This is a genomic window from Sporosarcina sp. QA0331, from assembly GCF_055808055.1.
The window spans coordinates 1642691-1658116 of the sequence record NZ_CM147850.1 but is presented as its reverse complement, the minus strand read 5'-3'; the positions used below and the strand labels follow the sequence as shown (position 1 = coordinate 1658116).

Below are 15426 nucleotides of genomic sequence, written 5' to 3'. Positions count from 1 at the left end.
AGCAGTTCCTCCTCCGGATTGTCCGTTATTAGTTTTTAGATGACTGAATAGCTAATGCTAATGAATAAAGCTTTGTTCCAGCGCTATCCGATCTTGATGTTAACACGATCGGAGCTCTGGCGCCTTGAATGATTCCGCCGACTTTCGCCTTTGCGAAATACATAAGTGATTTATATAATATATTTCCTGCCTCAATCGAAGGCACGACGAGAATATCAGCACGGCCCGCCGTTTCGCTCGTTATCCCTTTATGTCTTGCAGATTCAATCGATACCGCATTGTCCAAGGCGAGCGGTCCGTCAATGATGCAATCCTTTATTTGCCCTCTTTGATTCATGACAACGAGTGATGCAGCATCAGTTGTCGGTGTCATCACCGGATTGATCGTCTCAATTGCTGCAAGTGGAGCAACAATTGGTAGTTCCACCCCACATGCTCTTGCGGTTGCCACCGAGTTCCTAATGATTTGAGCTTTTTCCTCCAAATTAGGGGAGATATTCATGCCTGCATCTGTTACGAAAAGCAACCGATCATATCCTTCTACTTCGAATGCCGCTACATGGGAAAGGACTTTTCCTGAGCGTAGACCGTAATCTCCGTTCAATACAGCTTTCAATATGACTGCTGTCGGCAAGTTGCCTTTCATCAGCACTTGTGCTTCCCCGCTTGAGACAGCGCGAACAGATTTCTCTGCCGCCTCTTTCTTGCTATTAGCATGGATAATCGTAACATAAGGATGTCCATCCAATTCAGGGAAACGATCTTTAATTGTCAGATGCAAACGTTCTTCATCGTCAAATAGAAGAAAAGATGCGATTCCTTTCATAATTGCCATTTCTACAGCTTCCAGCACTTCCGTATCTGCAGCGCAAGCAACAGAGACGACCCTTGTACCGGAAGTAGCTGTTCTTTCTACTAAGACATCCAGTGTTGACATATCAGAAGCCTCCTTTAAATCAGTTTGTATTTCTCCAGTTTGTAATATAGGGAGCGCAGTGAAATGCCAAGTCGATTTGCTGTCAATGATTTGTTTCCATCGTGTTCATCCAAAGCTTTTTTCAATACGGTTCGTTCGTAATCATCCATGACTGTAGCCAGTGTACTTATTTCAGGAAGGACATCTTCGCCAGTCTTCACTTCATTCGTGAAAAGAGACCTTCGAATGTCCTCTTCCCCGATTGACGCTGATCCATGCTTCATATAAATCATTGCACGGCTTAACACATTTTCTAGTTCGCGCACATTCCCAGGCCATTCATAATTCTGAAGCCGCTCCATCGCTTCGTCGGATATTCTTTCCACATTCATGCCAAACTCCTGATTCAGCTTTTTCAAAAGATGAATGGCCACTTCGGGGATATCCGTTTTCCTCGTACGCAGTGATGGAATTTGGATCGATAAACGATTCAGCATATAATACAATTCCATATTGAATGTACCATCATGGATTGCCTTCTCTAGGTTTTTAGATGTGGCCACTATAATTCGCGCTGTTGTTAAAGAGTGTTGACCGTCCATCCGAGCCAATGCATGTTGCAAATAATCGAGAAGCCGAGATTGGACGGATAATGGCAAATCAGTCACTTCATCCAAGAAGAGAGTTCCACTTCCAACTTCTTCCAACAATCCGATCCTTATTAACGAACTCGTGTCCTGTATACCCGTGTCCCCGAATATTTCCTTTTCCATTACAGCTGGGTCGATTGCACTGCAGTTCAATCGGATGAACTTGTTTGACTTCCTATTACTTCCGCTATGGATTGCGTTTGCAAACAGTTCTTTCCCGGACCCCGCTTCGCCGCGTAAAATGACCGGGACATCCGATTTCGAGGCAATCCTTGCCTGATCGATTGCAAGACTGATATCTGATGAGCTCCCGTGGATATCATCAAATGTACAAGTCGACTCCAATTTCCTAATTGTTTGCCTTGCCCAATCAAGCTCTTTCATAAGACTGCGCATCTCCGTAATATCATGGATAACGCCAATGCTGCCTTTCACTTGCTTATTGACAACAATTGGAGCAACATTTACAATGACATCCCGGTTATCTTCCCCAATCCGCATATTGACTCCTCGGACTGGTTTTTTCGTCTTCAATACTTTCATATGAATACTTTCGCCCTCATTAATATCGACTGTAGCCGGTTTCCCGATCACCTCATCTTCTGATAGGCCTGTTATGCGGGTGTACGCGGGATTGACAAGTATACCATTCCCCTTTTCATCTACAACTGAAATTGCGTCATCACTTGAATGGATGATCGCTTCTAACATCGTCTTAACTGATTTCAAATCGGTAATTTCTTCTGCAAGTTTGACAACTTCCGACACATCCTTGAATACTGCAAACGCGCCGAATGTTTTCCCATCTGCGGAAATGAGCGGATAACGTGAACTTACAATTTTTACTCCGTTCGGCAGAATCAACTCGTCGTTCACTTCAGGCATCCCTGATGTAAGGACTCTAACCAATTTGCTGTCTGGTATGATTTCAAAAATCGATTTGCCGATTGCATCGAAATCAGAAACTTCCAACATCGTGCAAGCGCTTTCATTAATAAAATCAATATTGCCCTCGCGATCAATCCCAATCATGCCTTCATCAATTGAATTGAAAATGAGTTGTTGCCTATCCATTTCCGTTTGAATCTTCCGGATGATTTGATCATTTTCATTCAAGAGGCCTACGAGTAGATTCGCGACTGAACCAGGAATCAATAACGTATGCATTTGAATGTTTTTCACCAACTCATCAAAAACCGCTTTAACCCCAGTTACATCAAAAACTATATGGACTTCATCTGTCAAGAACCGCTTCCAATCGGAACCATGTGAGATTCCTAGTTTCTTGGCGATTGCAAGTCCTGGTGCCTGTTCATCAATATCGACAATTGCCGACACATTCATGAAATTCGAGTTCAATAGCAGGTTCAGTATTTTCTTTCCTCCGGATCCTGCTCCAACAATGAGTACATTTTGCAAGGATATTCAATCTCCTTTTAGCACCATGCAATCTTTTGCAAATCTATATTCATCATACACGATTGTACCGTCCTTGACAATAATTGTTGAGCGGGTAAAATTAATTTTAGTAAGGAGATTGATATTATGGCACGTATGGCGGCATTTATCGTTCTTTTGATTCCAATACTTATCACTGCGGGTGGCATTAAGCTTATGCGTGATTCTCTATTCGGGATCCAATTCAGTCCATTCCCTTTCATCTGGCTCCAATTTACAGTCGGCTTTCTCATGTTCGGCGCAGGCCTTGCATTCTTTGCAGGTTTCCTTCTACGCCGCGATCGCCGGAAGGGACGGGTACAAGAGCGCTTCAAGTAATAGTTCAGTAAAATAAAAAGACATCGGCTGATACTTGCCGATGTCCTTTTTCATTTAAACCTTCCAGGGAAATCTGTAATCCAGCCGTTGATGTAAAAAGGTGGTTGAGCAGCGATTATTTCCTTTCCGGTCATGCCATAGACTCGTAATTTCTTTCCGCTTGCGATTAAAGCGCTACTATATGGTTCTTTCAACAATCGTTTATGAAAATTGAACCCATCCACATAATAGTAGTTCTCCAATTGATTCCAATCTGTCGTTTTTCTTTTGACGAGCAAAGCCGTTTCGATAGTAGTCCCCATATCTTTCACTTTTTTTAGTATTTCGGGATCGAATGACGAAATATGGACGTTATCCAACATGATGGCCATGTCGATAATTCCCCTCAAATATTCTGGCCTTTCGGAAACAGTCTCCTTTAACTCGATGTTTAAAGCTAAATGGTTCAATTCGCAAAATGTAACAGCTTCCCTTAAGGTTGGTATACGATGCCCAATGAAGCGCCTAAACAATTTTCTACCGACTTTCACGCCTGCTAGCTCACTTGAATGAATGGAAGAAACCCTTTTTCGAATTCCCGCAATCCTATAAAGATCAACATCATGAACAACTACAGGAACCCCATCCGCCGTCAATTGTACATCAAGTTCTATGCCATCCGTCTTTTGCCTTACTGCTTCTTTAAATGCACTCATCGTATTTTCAAAACAGATGCCGGACGCACCTCTATGAGCGAATACGATCGGCTTACACATTAAGGACGTTGTCGACAACTTCAAATACACCTCTCGTCGGTTTATTAAGTAAGCTCGATTTTTGGCCGATTTGGATAATGACACCTGGATAAGCTTCCTTCGCAACTTCAATTCGTGGTGGTACTGCTGTTTTTATTTTATAGAGTCCCGTCTGAATTTCCCGATCAAGTTCAAACATTTTATCCCTACTTGCTTTCAGTGTCATTTTCAGTTTTTCGTATGCCTCCGCTTGATCTCCTTGTAATTGTTTAGACTGCTCGCCTCCAATTACTGTTAATTGGCTTTCGATATGCTGAGATGTTTTTTGCAGCTCTTTCAATTCCAAAGCCATTTGTTGAATCTCTTGATAAATTAAATCTTTATCAATCCCTTTTGCGTTTAAATGGGTAGTCCTTTCATGGGCATTGCCCGCAAATCCGCATTCAATCTTGAAAAGAGCTTCAATACGGCCTCCAATTATTTTCCCTCTGTTTTTATCAACGATTACCGTTTCCCCAACTACATCAGAACCCAATATATATAACCCGACATTAATGTTCTTCGCAAAAATCTTGCAATTATTTGCATGTTTGATGAATATATCTCCACTTGCCTCTATGAGGGATATATCTCCTCCAAAAACGCCACCTTTAATATAAAGATCTCCTTCCGACGAACAGATCTCCTTGGCATTCGTCACGCCTTCGTTCCCTTCAATGGATATATCTCCAGTTGCATTTACAGAGTATCCCGCCATCACCGTTCCATATACGGTTACAGCACCGTCAAACGTAATGGATCCCGTTTCAAGGCCGACGTCTCCATTGATAATCAAATGTTTTCCAACGCTCACGTAATCATCGATGAACTCAAGCGCGCCACCGAAAAGGGCACGAAGAACGACTTTCTCTTGCTCCTCAACTTCAACAACGGATTTCCGGTCATACCGAAGCTTAGCGTCACTTCCTCGAATCGCATCAACCGTGTCTCCAAATATGTCCTTTCCAGGTTTCCCGTCAGCAGGCGGTATTTTCTCGCCCAACCAGTCGCCTTCTTCAACATGCGTAACAAAATTCATTTCATAGTAATCCGCCAAGCCGTCTTCACGTATGACCGGCCTCTTTTCCGGCTTCTCTATATATGTAAGTTGTGCATCTGCGCCTTTCTCCGGCTCCCGTCCGACCGCAGCCAAGATGGCAGTTCCTGGGAAAAAGTCATCTTCGTTCAGGTCGATAATTCCAAAAACGATGCCGTTTTCCTCCAATGATTTTCTTATGAGGTGAAGCAGTTGGTGCTTCTCCGATTGAAATTCGGTTATTGTCATATTAATGATGACTTCTGCTTTCATCTTGTCAGATGATACGATGACTTCGATAAGAGGTAAATAATATCCGATTTTATGTCCATTCCCAACTTCCGTCAAAGCTTTTCTCAATGCAGGAAAAGAGCTGATTTTGACTCTTGGGTTTTGATTGATAATCATGTCAAACGATTTTAATGGAAAACCGGTTTTATTCAAATCGATTAATACATCTTCACCTGTTACATATAAACTAAAAAAATCATTTTGCACTAACAATTCAACACCCCATTTACTATTCAACTCATCCTTTCCATTATAAAGTTAAAACAATATTTCCACAATGTAATGTTAAAAAAGAGACACCGCGAAAATCACGGTGTCGGATAAGGAAATTATTCAATGATACCAATTAACTTGCTACATGCTCTAAACGTATTTTATCTGCAATCATTGCAATGAATTCACTGTTGGTAGGCTTGCTTTTCAAATGATGGACTGTATAGCCGAATGTTTTTGAAATGACGTCGTAATTCCCCCGGTTCCACGCAACTTCAATCGCATGCCGAATTGCACGCTCGACACGGGATGGGGTAGTTTTATACTTCTCTGCAATATCCGGATAAAGAACTTTTGTAACTGAACCGAGCAAATCGACGTCGGTGTAGACCATTTGGATAGCCTCTCTAAGGAAGGCATAGCCTTTAATATGAGCTGGAACGCCGATTTCTTTTATAATTGACGTAATGGTTGTGTCCAGCACTCTTTGTGATATCGTGGAATCCGCTTCCACCGACTTTTGAACGACCGGTTTGGACTGTTTTTGCGTACCCGATATTTGGAAGATTTGCGAGACCAACCTGTCAAATTCAAAAGGTTTCAACATAAAATAGGAAGCCCCCAAGCCACCTGCCTGTGCCATGACGTCCTCTTGCCCGAATGCTGTTAACATAATGATGTGCATATCAGCTAATGCTGAATCCTTTTTTATTGTATCCAACACTGCAATTCCGTCCAAATGCGGCATAATAATGTCCAATAGAAGTAAATCAGGCTTGTTCTCTTGTAACATGGATAGACAGACCTTGCCATTATGCGCTGTCCAAATCACTTCTAAATCTGGATGCTGATCGAAATATGCATTCATCGTGTTCACTAGTTCTTTATTGTCGTCCGCAATTGCTATCCTTACTTTCCCCATCCCGTTTCCCCCTACTCATTATTCATCCATTACATTACTCCCATGAATATATTATTCGCATGAAATTGAACTGCTGTAAAGGAAAAATTCGACAAATATTTGAACATTCCTTTCCTTTTTTGAAAAATGAAACTTACGCATTACGGTTTCGTCATTATTCGACGAAATTCAATGAAAAAAGCCGATCCAGATTCGGATCGACTTCTTTTTCACCGTCTTCGTTCCCCGTCACGCATCGTGACTAAAAATAAGCCGGCACCTTTTTTTGGTTCATCAACAAACATATGAGTGACTGCCCCAACAAATTTTCCATTTTGGATGACTGGACTTCCACTCATACCTTGTAAAATTCCTCCGGTTTCTTCCAGCAATTTTGCATCGGTTAAAATGAAATGGAACTGCTCCTCCTCAACGTCAGTGATTCGGATGGAGAATTTTTCGACTTCCGTCCCTTTTACCGTAGTAAAAATTTCCGCTGCCCCCGCTTGTAGTTCTGCGGGTTGCATAATTTCGAGTGGATCAGCTAACACTTCCTTATGAGCATCGTTCCACGTGCCGAATATTCCGTAAATTCCATTGGTTTGGATTGTGCCTAAATACTCATCATCATCAACAATGGAGGAGATTTTGTAACCCGGAGTACCTGGTGTACTTTTCTTGATTTGTTCAATTTCAGAAAGGTAAATTGCGCCATTTTTAAAAGGCGGTGGAGATTTCAAGGAGCTGTCAACGATTTGATGGCCAAGGGCTCCATAAGTGCCTCGATTCGGATCGACATATGTCAAAGTCCCAGTTCCTTCTGTTCGATCTTTTAGGAACGGGAGGAGACGATTTACGGCTTCTTTTTCCGCCATCACTTCAACAGACTCGCCTTTTCGACTGATATTCATGCGGATTTTCCCTTTATTCACTTTCGCCATGACTTGTTCGAAATCGCTGAGACTGATGATGTCTGTCCCATTTAGACGGATGATGGAGTCGCCCGCCTTTAACCATTGCTCATTGTTGATCAATACATCATTTGTGACAAAAATGCCCGACAAATCCATTTGAATACCAATTGAATGTCCCATCGGAATTACCCGTTCACTCGACGAAGCGGAAATATCATTTTGGAACGGCAGGAAAAGCAATAGCGTGGCAAACGAAGCGGATAACATCAGTCGTTTACTCCATCCCATGTTTCACCTCCTCGTCTGAAAGATACTATTGGTATGTCCGTTCAGGTGAATCTTATGAAAGGTTAAATCATGAAAAAAACGCATACATTACGTATGCGCCTAAATGCGAAAAGTTGTTTTCCGTTCGTCTGCCATTGTTAAAAGTTCTTCTGCATGTTGGAGTGTAAGCGGAGTAATTTCTGCACCTGACAACATTCTTGATAATTCCTTCGTTCTTTCCAAATCGGTAATTTCCGCAACGGACGTCGTTGTCCGGTTCATTTTCACATCTTTCCGAATATGTAAATGATGATCGGCCATTGCTGCGACTTGAGGTAAATGTGAAATGCAAAGTACTTGGGAATGAGTGGCAATCATTGCGATTTTGTCTGCAATTGCTTGTGCAACCCGACCACTTACACCCGTATCAACTTCATCAAAAATAATCGATGTAATCCCTTGATGTTTAGAAAAAATTGTTTTCAACGCCAGCATAATTCTGGATAACTCTCCACCAGATGCAATTTTAACAAGCGGTTTCAATGGTTCCCCAAGGTTTGTTGAAATGAGGAACACCACTTCATCAAAACCATTGCTGTCATAACCAAGAGAAGCTTTTCGATTGATGGAAACTTTGAATGTCGATTTCTCCATATGCAGCTCTTTCAATTGATGCATAATTGCATCTTCCAACCGTACAGCTGACTCTTGTCGGATAATCGATAACTCATTCGCTTCCACTTCCAAATCTTTTTCCAGCTGTGCAAGCTTTTCCTGTTCTTGGCCAAGCCGTTCGTCTCGGTTGAGCAGCTGATCAAGCTCGTCTGAAATTTTTTCTCGATAAATAAGGATATCTTCTATCGTCGCACCATATTTCCGCTTTAATGATTGAAGCATTGCAAGCCGATCTTCAACTACAGGCAATCTAGTCGGATCGTACTCCATTCTGTCGATAATACTTTTCAATTCGTGTGTAGTGTCTTGAAGAGAGTAAAAGCATGTTGAAATGATTTCCGAATGGGGTGCAAGATCCTTGTCGATTGAGGCAGCGTCTTCCAGATCACTCATTGCAGAGCCCACCCAATCCAAAGCATGATTGTCACCACTGATAGACTCATAGGCAGTATTCAAACGTTCAAAAATCCTGTTGAAATGTTGAAGTTTCAACTTTTCTTCTTCAAGTTCTTCCTCTTCTCCGATAACAAGTTCTGCAGTATCGATTTCATTCAACTGAAACGAATAAAGATCAATTCGCTGCGCCACTTGCTGTTCGTTTTCATTTGCTGTTTCTAGCCTACGCTTCAATTTAGAGTACTGATTATAAACTTCCAAATAATTGCGATGCGCTTCGGCCAAGTTTGATCCAGCAAATTGATCAAGAAGATGAATATGCCGCTTCTCATGCATCAGCTCTTGGTTGTCATGCTGACCATGAATATCTATTAATTGGGAACCTATTTCCCTTAAACTCGCAATTGTCACTAGTTTACCATTTACACGGCAAGTCGTTTTGCCATTTGCATTCAAATCGCGTCTTAGAATAATACTGCCATCCTCGTAATCAATACCGAATTCAGAGAGCTTCTCGAAGACAGGATGATGCTCGTCGTCTATCGTGAACATCCCTTCCAATTCAGCTTTTTTTGCGCCATGGCGAATGAATTCCTGTGAACCCCGAGCACCAGCAAGGAGCTGAACCGCATCAATGATTATGGACTTGCCGGCACCTGTTTCCCCAGTAAGAACAGTCAATCCTCCGTCAAAAGACACTTCGAGATGCTCTATTATGGCAAAGTTATGAATGGAAATTTCACTTAACATTCAATATGCACCTCCTTCATTGAACGATCAGCTCAAATAAGTGCTAACAGCCTCGATTTCACATCGACTGTTAACGACTCATCCCTGCAAATAATCATGCATGTATCGTCACCGCAAATTGTTCCGAGCATTTCATCCCATCCCAAATTATCAATAAGAGAGCCGACTGCATGAGCATTTCCTGGCAGTGTCTTTAAAATGATGAAATGGCTCGCACTATCAATACTGATAAATGCGTCAGTCATCATTCGACGAAGCTTCTCTTCCGTATTAAATTTATGGACTGGCGGCAGGCTATATTTATAACGACCATCAGACAATGGGACTTTGATGAGATGCAATTCTTTAATGTCGCGGGAAACTGTCGCTTGAGTTACGTCAACTCCGGCGCTTTTCAATTTATCGACAAGCTGGTCTTGAGTTTCAACTTCCTCATTAGTAATAATATCTCGGATACGAAGATGCCGTTGCCCTTTATTCAAAACAATCACTCCCATGCTTATATTCACACCTTTCTTTAGATATCAACTCAACGCTTCATGCGCTTCAGAGACCAATGCCTTGAAAGCTGTATCATCGTATGGATTGACAGGCTCTTCTTCCGAGTGCAAATGGAACAGAAACTCAATATTCCCTTCTCCCCCTGTCACAGGAGAATAAGAAATGCCTCGTAATGAAAAACCATTCTCCTTGGATGATTCCGCAATTTTATGCAGAATCTCCAAGTGAACAGATTTCTCCTTTACGATCCCTTTTTTCCCTACTTTGTCTTTACCGGCCTCAAATTGTGGTTTAACTAGCGCCACGACATCTCCACCGTCTGCAATTATTCGCTTCAGTGGCGGTAATATTAAAGAAAGTGATATGAAGGAGACGTCAATCGTTGCTACTTGCGGCGTCCCTTTCGTGAATTGTTCAGGCATCGCATGTCTGAAATTAGTTTTCTCCATGACGGTAACCCGTTCATCACTTCGAATTTTCCATGCAAGCTGGTTTGTTCCGACATCGAGTGCATAACAATGTTCTGCTCCGTTTTGCAATGCACAATCCGTAAATCCTCCCGTAGAGGAGCCAATATCTAAAACGATTTTATCTGTAACAGAAATGTCGAAAACGTCAAGAGCTTTTTCGAGTTTTAAGCCGCCCCGACTCACGTATTTCAACGCTGAACCTTTAACGGTAAGCGGAGCGTCTATTTTAATCTTTTCACCCGGCTTATCCAATCTTGTTTCAGCAGAAAACACGATTCCCGCCATTATGGAACGCTTCGCCTGTTCCCTTGTCTCCACTAGTCCTCGTTGGACAAGAAGAACATCGACGCGTTCTTTAGATTGACCATTCGTCATACAATTTCCCTTTCTGCCGGTGTGAAACCTTTGACCGCCAACTCCATCGTCCGTACTACATTTTCTGCAGTCAAATCGATTTCTTCAAACAATTTATCGACACTTCCATGTTCAATGAATTCATCCGGAATGCCGATGCGGCTGATAGAAACATTCGAAGAGACATCATGAGCGTATTCAATGACAGCGCTGCCGAAACCGCCTGCTAATGCAGCTTCTTCAACAGTAACTATCGGTTTGCCTGTTCTGAATAGCTGATTAAGCATTTCTGTATCTAACGGCTTAATGAATCTTGCGTTGACGACTTTTACATGAATCCCCTTTTTAGTAAGAGATTCAGCAGCTTCTAAAGCCATCGGTATAGTCGTTCCGAATGTCAAAATCGAACCGTCCGCACCTTCACGCAAAACTTCCCATGTGCCGATAGGAATTGTTTTCAGCTTCTCATCCATCACTACGCCGAGACCATTTCCTCGAGGGAATCTCATTGCAATAGGACCGTCATTATATTCCAACGCAGTCTTCACCATATGTTGTCCTTCATTTTCATCTTTTGGCATCATAATAACGAGGTTCGGCATATGGCGTAAATATGAAATATCGTACACACCATGATGAGTTTCACCATCTGCCCCTACAAGCCCAGCACGATCGATGCCGATAAATACATTCAATTTCTGCCTTGCAATATCATGAAGCATTTGGTCATATGCACGCTGTAGGAATGTCGAATAGATTGCTAAAAACGGTTTCATTCCTTGAGTCGCCAAACCTGCTGCCATAGTAGTAGCATGCTGCTCAGCAATTCCTACATCAAAGAAACGTTCCGGAAATTCTGCTGCAAAGGATTCCAGTTTTGAGCCGACAGGCATAGCAGGTGTAATGGCTGCAATTCGCTTGTCTTCCCTTGCGATTTTCCTGACAGTTTCAGCAACTAATCCGCTCCATGACGGAGCAGTCGTAGGCGATTTCAAGAAGTCACCTGTCTCTATCTTATAAGGGCCTGTTCCATGCCAAGTTCCAATTTTATCATTTTCCGCTGGCGTGTAACCTTTTCCTTTTTTCGTCAAGACGTGAAGAAGTACAGGTCCTTCCACCTTCTTGGCATATTGAAGATTCCGTTCCAAATCATTGAAATCGTGGCCATCAATCGGTCCTAAATACGTAAACCCAAGCTCTTCAAAAAACACGCCCGAAACGAGTAGATATTTCAAGCTATCTTTCACTCGTTCAGCTGCCGCTGCCACTTTCCCACCGACTGCTGGGATTTTTTTCAGTATATATTCCAATTCGTCTTTTACGCTATTGTATTTTCCGGCAGTCCTTAACTTGCCTAGAATATCATGAAGCGCACCAACGTTTGGAGCAATCGACATTTCATTGTCGTTTAGGATGACAATCATATTCGTTTTCAAGTGACCGATATGGTTCAATGCCTCCAAAGCCATACCACCCGTCAATGCACCATCGCCAATGATAGGAATGACATGGTTCGAATCGCCTTGCATATCTCTTGCTGCAGCCATTCCTAAAGCGGCAGAAAGGGACGTCGAGCTATGCCCTGTCTCCCATACATCATGCTCACTTTCAGACATTTTCGGGAAGCCGCTTAGTCCCTTATATTGGCGGAGAGTGCCGAATTTGCCTGCTCTCCCTGTCAATATTTTATGCACATACGCTTGATGTCCGACATCCCAAATGATTTTATCTTTTGGGCTGTCGAACAGTTTATGCAACGCCATAGTCAATTCGACGACACCTAAGTTAGGGCCGATATGACCGCCTGTCACAGACAAGTTTTCAATTAAAAACTTCCGGATTTCTTTTGCCAATTCCGTCATTTGCACTTTATCAAGTGTCTTTAGAAAAGACGGATTTGTAATTTTAGTGAGATCCACTACTATCACACACCTTCATAATTTATTGCCACGTCGTCAAAGTAATATTTTTATTATAACAAGAAGGTTCTACAATAGGAACTATTGGACCATAATCCGGATAACCGGTTTTTCATACCAAAGAAATGTCATGTATTTCTTTGGACGATATAATCAGCAAAAAGTTTTAACATTGAGGTTTCCTTCTTTAAAAAAGCTAAGCTTTCGATTGCGTCGAGGTGATATTTGTCTAGCTGTTGCTGTGCACCGTCAAGTCCTAAAAGGGAAGGGTATGTTGATTTGTCACTAGCTGCATCGCTATTCGCCGTCTTGCCGAGCTGCTCGGTCGTTGACGTAACATCCAAAATATCGTCCTTGATCTGGAAAGCCAGTCCGATGTTTCTCGCATAATTGCGAAGCTGTGTCATTTCTTCTTCACTAGCATCACAAAGAATACCGCCCGCCTCTATACAGAATGATAATAAAGCGCCTGTCTTATGCACGTGTACTTCTTCGAGCTCTTCCAAAGACAAGGAAGCCGTTTCCCCTTCCATATCCAGGATTTGGCCGCCAACCATGCCATTAGCGCCAGAAGAATCTGCCAGCAGAGCAATTAATTTAATGATTTGTTCTGGTCTCGCGTTTTCCAAGGAAGCTAATATGCCGAATGCTCTTGTCTGTAACGCATCTCCAGCAAGAACAGCCGTCGCTTCCCCATACACTCTATGATTCGTCGGTTTGCCCCTTCTAAAATCATCATCGTCCATGCATGGAAGATCATCGTGGATGAGAGAGTATGTATGGATGAGCTCGGCTGCACATGCAACTTTAAGTGCGTCACCAAAAGTCTGTTGGAAATCGGCAAGAACTGCTAGGACGAGAAGAGGACGGATTCTTTTACCGCCTGCATTTACCGAGTAAAGCATCGATTCCTTTAAAGACCGAGGAGCTTTTTCACTGTCGATTAAACGATTCATTTCTGCATCAATTAATGGTGCATTTTCAGAAATGAACATCTCTAAACGCTTATCCATTCGAATCCCGTCCTTTCGAAGGGTCGAACGGGGTCGACTCGCCGTTATTGTCTATAATTGAAATGAGCTGTTTTTCCGCATCCTGCAATTTGCCATGACAATAAGCGGAAAGCTCCATTCCTTCCTTGTATAACGTGATGGCGTCCTCCAATGGAACATCACCAGATTCTAGTTTTTGAACAATGCCTTCCAACTTCGACATCGCTTCTTCAAATCGAAGTGTTTCCTTGCTCATTTAGTTTTCCTCCTCATCCTTCATCGTGATTGACTTTATTTCCGTTTCCACAGTTCCGTCCTGCAAACGGACTTGCAGTGTTTCTCCGACTTCGAGGCCGGAAACGGAATTAGTGACCGTTCCTTCTTTATAAACGATCGCAAATCCTCGGTCCATAACCTCTAGTGGATTTAGCGCTTTTAGCATCCTGATCGCTGAAGTAAATTGATCCGCTTTGTTCCGCAAATCATTTTGTATTGCCCTTGTCATTCTTTCAGTCAATAACGAAAGGTTGCGATCTTCCTCTTTTATCCGCTGCAGCGGGGAATAAAATGCTAACATCCTATTCAACCGGTCATGGTCAACTTTCCTTTTAGCAGTCAGTTCATTCCTGCTTCTTAGAAGTCGGTCATCCAACCCGCTCAACTTCTCTGTAAATGGACGATAAAGCCTTTCTGGGAATTGCAGTGGATAGGACTGCTGATATGTTGTCAGCCGTTTTCGTTCATGTTTAATTTGATTGGAAAAAGAAATGTAAATTGAGCGCTTTCGCTCCAAGATTCTTTCGAATAATTCTTCCCTTGAAGGCACCGCCAGTTCTGCGGCGGCAGTCGGTGTTGGCGCTCTCATATCAGCTACAAAGTCCGCGATTGTCGTATCCGTCTCGTGGCCGACAGCACTGATAATTGGAATTCGGCACGAAAAGATCGCCCGAGCTACCGTCTCTTCGTTAAATGCCCATAGGTCTTCGATCGATCCACCGCCTCGTCCCATGATCAACACATCAATCGATCCGTGAGATTCAGCTAGCTCCAATGCTCGTACGATGGAAGGTGCGGCTTGTGGACCTTGTACAATTGCAGGAAACAGGCATATTTCAGCTAATGGATATCGTCGTTGCAGCGTGGAACAAATGTCTCTGATTGCAGCTCCGGACTGGGCAGTAATAACGCCGATCTTCCTTGGCAATGCTGGCAATCTTTGCTTCCAACGCTCATCGAAAAGACCTTCCTTCGCCAACGTCTTTTTCAATTGTTCATAAGCTAAATATAATGCTCCCACACCATCTGGTTGCATTGATTGGACATAAAGCTGATATTGGCCGCTTGATTCGTAAACATTCACATCTCCAGTGATAAGAACATTCATGCCCTCTTCCGGTTTGAATTTCAAGGATCCTGCAGCGGTACGGAACATAGCAGACTGTATTCTGCTTTTATCATCCTTCAGCGTAAAATAAATATGCCCGCTCGGATGAATTTTCACATTGGAAAGTTCACCTTTCACAAATACATTTCTCAAGTATGGGTCAGCTTCAAATTTACGTTTTATGTATTTTGTCAACGAATGTACAGAAAGATACGCATTCTCACTCAATAACTTCACCCCCGGAGTTT

General features: G+C 42.6%; 14 protein-coding genes. 1 reads left to right on the top strand and 13 read right to left on the bottom strand.

Annotated elements, in window-relative coordinates; all coding sequences use genetic code 11:
• Positions 1-28: 28 nt before the first annotated feature.
• Positions 29-937, bottom strand: coding sequence for a phosphate butyryltransferase (yqiS, locus tag AC0L13_RS08090; RefSeq protein ID WP_473645716.1), 909 nt, complete (start codon positions 935-937; stop codon positions 29-31).
• A gap of 14 nt (positions 938-951) precedes the next feature.
• The gene (locus AC0L13_RS08085; RefSeq protein WP_473645713.1) at positions 952-2985 is read right to left on the bottom strand and encodes a sigma 54-interacting transcriptional regulator; all 2034 of its coding nucleotides are present in this window, start codon (positions 2983-2985) and stop codon (positions 952-954) included.
• Between the two features lie 126 nt (positions 2986-3111).
• On the opposite strand from AC0L13_RS08085, the gene AC0L13_RS08080 reads away from it, so the two are divergent.
• Positions 3112-3342 (top strand): DUF2627 domain-containing protein, encoded by a 231-nt coding sequence (locus AC0L13_RS08080; RefSeq protein ID WP_440500512.1) that lies wholly within the window; start codon positions 3112-3114, stop codon positions 3340-3342.
• A 50-nt stretch (positions 3343-3392) separates the two neighbouring features.
• On the opposite strand, the gene AC0L13_RS08075 is transcribed toward AC0L13_RS08080, so the two are convergent.
• The 11 genes from AC0L13_RS08075 to xseA form a co-directional block, all read right to left on the bottom strand.
• Entirely contained in the window at positions 3393-4115 is a 723-nt protein-coding gene (locus tag AC0L13_RS08075; protein ID WP_473645710.1) for a glycerophosphodiester phosphodiesterase, read from the bottom strand.
• Complete coding sequence (locus AC0L13_RS08070) at positions 4090-5679, bottom strand: DUF342 domain-containing protein (protein ID WP_473645708.1); 1590 nt, start codon at positions 5677-5679, stop codon at positions 4090-4092. The genes AC0L13_RS08075 and AC0L13_RS08070 overlap by 26 nt, the downstream gene beginning before the upstream one ends.
• Before the next feature lie 109 nt (positions 5680-5788).
• The gene (gene spo0A / locus AC0L13_RS08065; RefSeq protein WP_473645706.1) at positions 5789-6577 is read right to left on the bottom strand and encodes a sporulation transcription factor Spo0A; all 789 of its coding nucleotides are present in this window, start codon (positions 6575-6577) and stop codon (positions 5789-5791) included.
• A 209-nt stretch (positions 6578-6786) separates the two neighbouring features.
• Positions 6787-7758 carry a SpoIVB peptidase S55 domain-containing protein gene (locus AC0L13_RS08060; RefSeq protein ID WP_473645703.1) on the bottom strand — a complete coding sequence of 324 codons (972 nt, stop codon included), beginning with the start codon at positions 7756-7758 and terminating at the stop codon, positions 6787-6789.
• A gap of 99 nt (positions 7759-7857) precedes the next feature.
• Positions 7858-9558, bottom strand: coding sequence for a DNA repair protein RecN (gene recN, locus AC0L13_RS08055; RefSeq protein WP_473645700.1), 1701 nt, complete (start codon positions 9556-9558; stop codon positions 7858-7860).
• Between the two features lie 32 nt (positions 9559-9590).
• A complete protein-coding gene (gene ahrC, locus AC0L13_RS08050) occupies positions 9591-10040 on the bottom strand; it encodes a transcriptional regulator AhrC/ArgR (RefSeq protein WP_473646905.1) in 450 nt (149 codons plus the stop codon).
• A gap of 42 nt (positions 10041-10082) precedes the next feature.
• Complete coding sequence (locus tag AC0L13_RS08045; protein ID WP_473645698.1) at positions 10083-10904, bottom strand: TlyA family RNA methyltransferase; 822 nt, start codon at positions 10902-10904, stop codon at positions 10083-10085.
• Positions 10901-12802, bottom strand: coding sequence for a 1-deoxy-D-xylulose-5-phosphate synthase (dxs, locus tag AC0L13_RS08040; RefSeq protein WP_473645696.1), 1902 nt, complete (start codon positions 12800-12802; stop codon positions 10901-10903). Before dxs ends, AC0L13_RS08045 begins: the two co-directional genes overlap by 4 nt.
• 128 nt (positions 12803-12930) lie before the next feature.
• Positions 12931-13815, bottom strand: a complete 885-nt coding sequence (locus AC0L13_RS08035) for a polyprenyl synthetase family protein (protein ID WP_473645694.1) — start codon at positions 13813-13815, stop codon at positions 12931-12933.
• A complete protein-coding gene (locus AC0L13_RS08030) occupies positions 13808-14050 on the bottom strand; it encodes an exodeoxyribonuclease VII small subunit (RefSeq protein WP_473645691.1) in 243 nt (80 codons plus the stop codon). Before AC0L13_RS08030 ends, AC0L13_RS08035 begins: the two co-directional genes overlap by 8 nt.
• Complete coding sequence (xseA, locus tag AC0L13_RS08025; RefSeq protein ID WP_473645688.1) at positions 14051-15406, bottom strand: exodeoxyribonuclease VII large subunit; 1356 nt, start codon at positions 15404-15406, stop codon at positions 14051-14053.
• Between the last annotated feature and the right edge of the window lie 20 nt (positions 15407-15426).

Coding starts and splice junctions, on each gene's coding strand:
- spo0A (WP_473645706.1), bottom strand. CDS start 6,577: ATGGGGAAAGTAAGGATAGCAATTGCGGACGACAATAAAGAACTAGTG.
- AC0L13_RS08045 (WP_473645698.1), bottom strand. CDS start 10,904: ATGACGAATGGTCAATCTAAAGAACGCGTCGATGTTCTTCTTGTCCAA.
- AC0L13_RS08035 (WP_473645694.1), bottom strand. CDS start 13,815: ATGGATAAGCGTTTAGAGATGTTCATTTCTGAAAATGCACCATTAATT.
- AC0L13_RS08080 (WP_440500512.1), top strand. CDS start 3,112: ATGGCACGTATGGCGGCATTTATCGTTCTTTTGATTCCAATACTTATC.
- AC0L13_RS08030 (WP_473645691.1), bottom strand. CDS start 14,050: ATGAGCAAGGAAACACTTCGATTTGAAGAAGCGATGTCGAAGTTGGAA.
- AC0L13_RS08060 (WP_473645703.1), bottom strand. CDS start 7,758: ATGGGATGGAGTAAACGACTGATGTTATCCGCTTCGTTTGCCACGCTA.
- recN (WP_473645700.1), bottom strand. CDS start 9,558: ATGTTAAGTGAAATTTCCATTCATAACTTTGCCATAATAGAGCATCTC.
- yqiS (WP_473645716.1), bottom strand. CDS start 937: ATGTCAACACTGGATGTCTTAGTAGAAAGAACAGCTACTTCCGGTACA.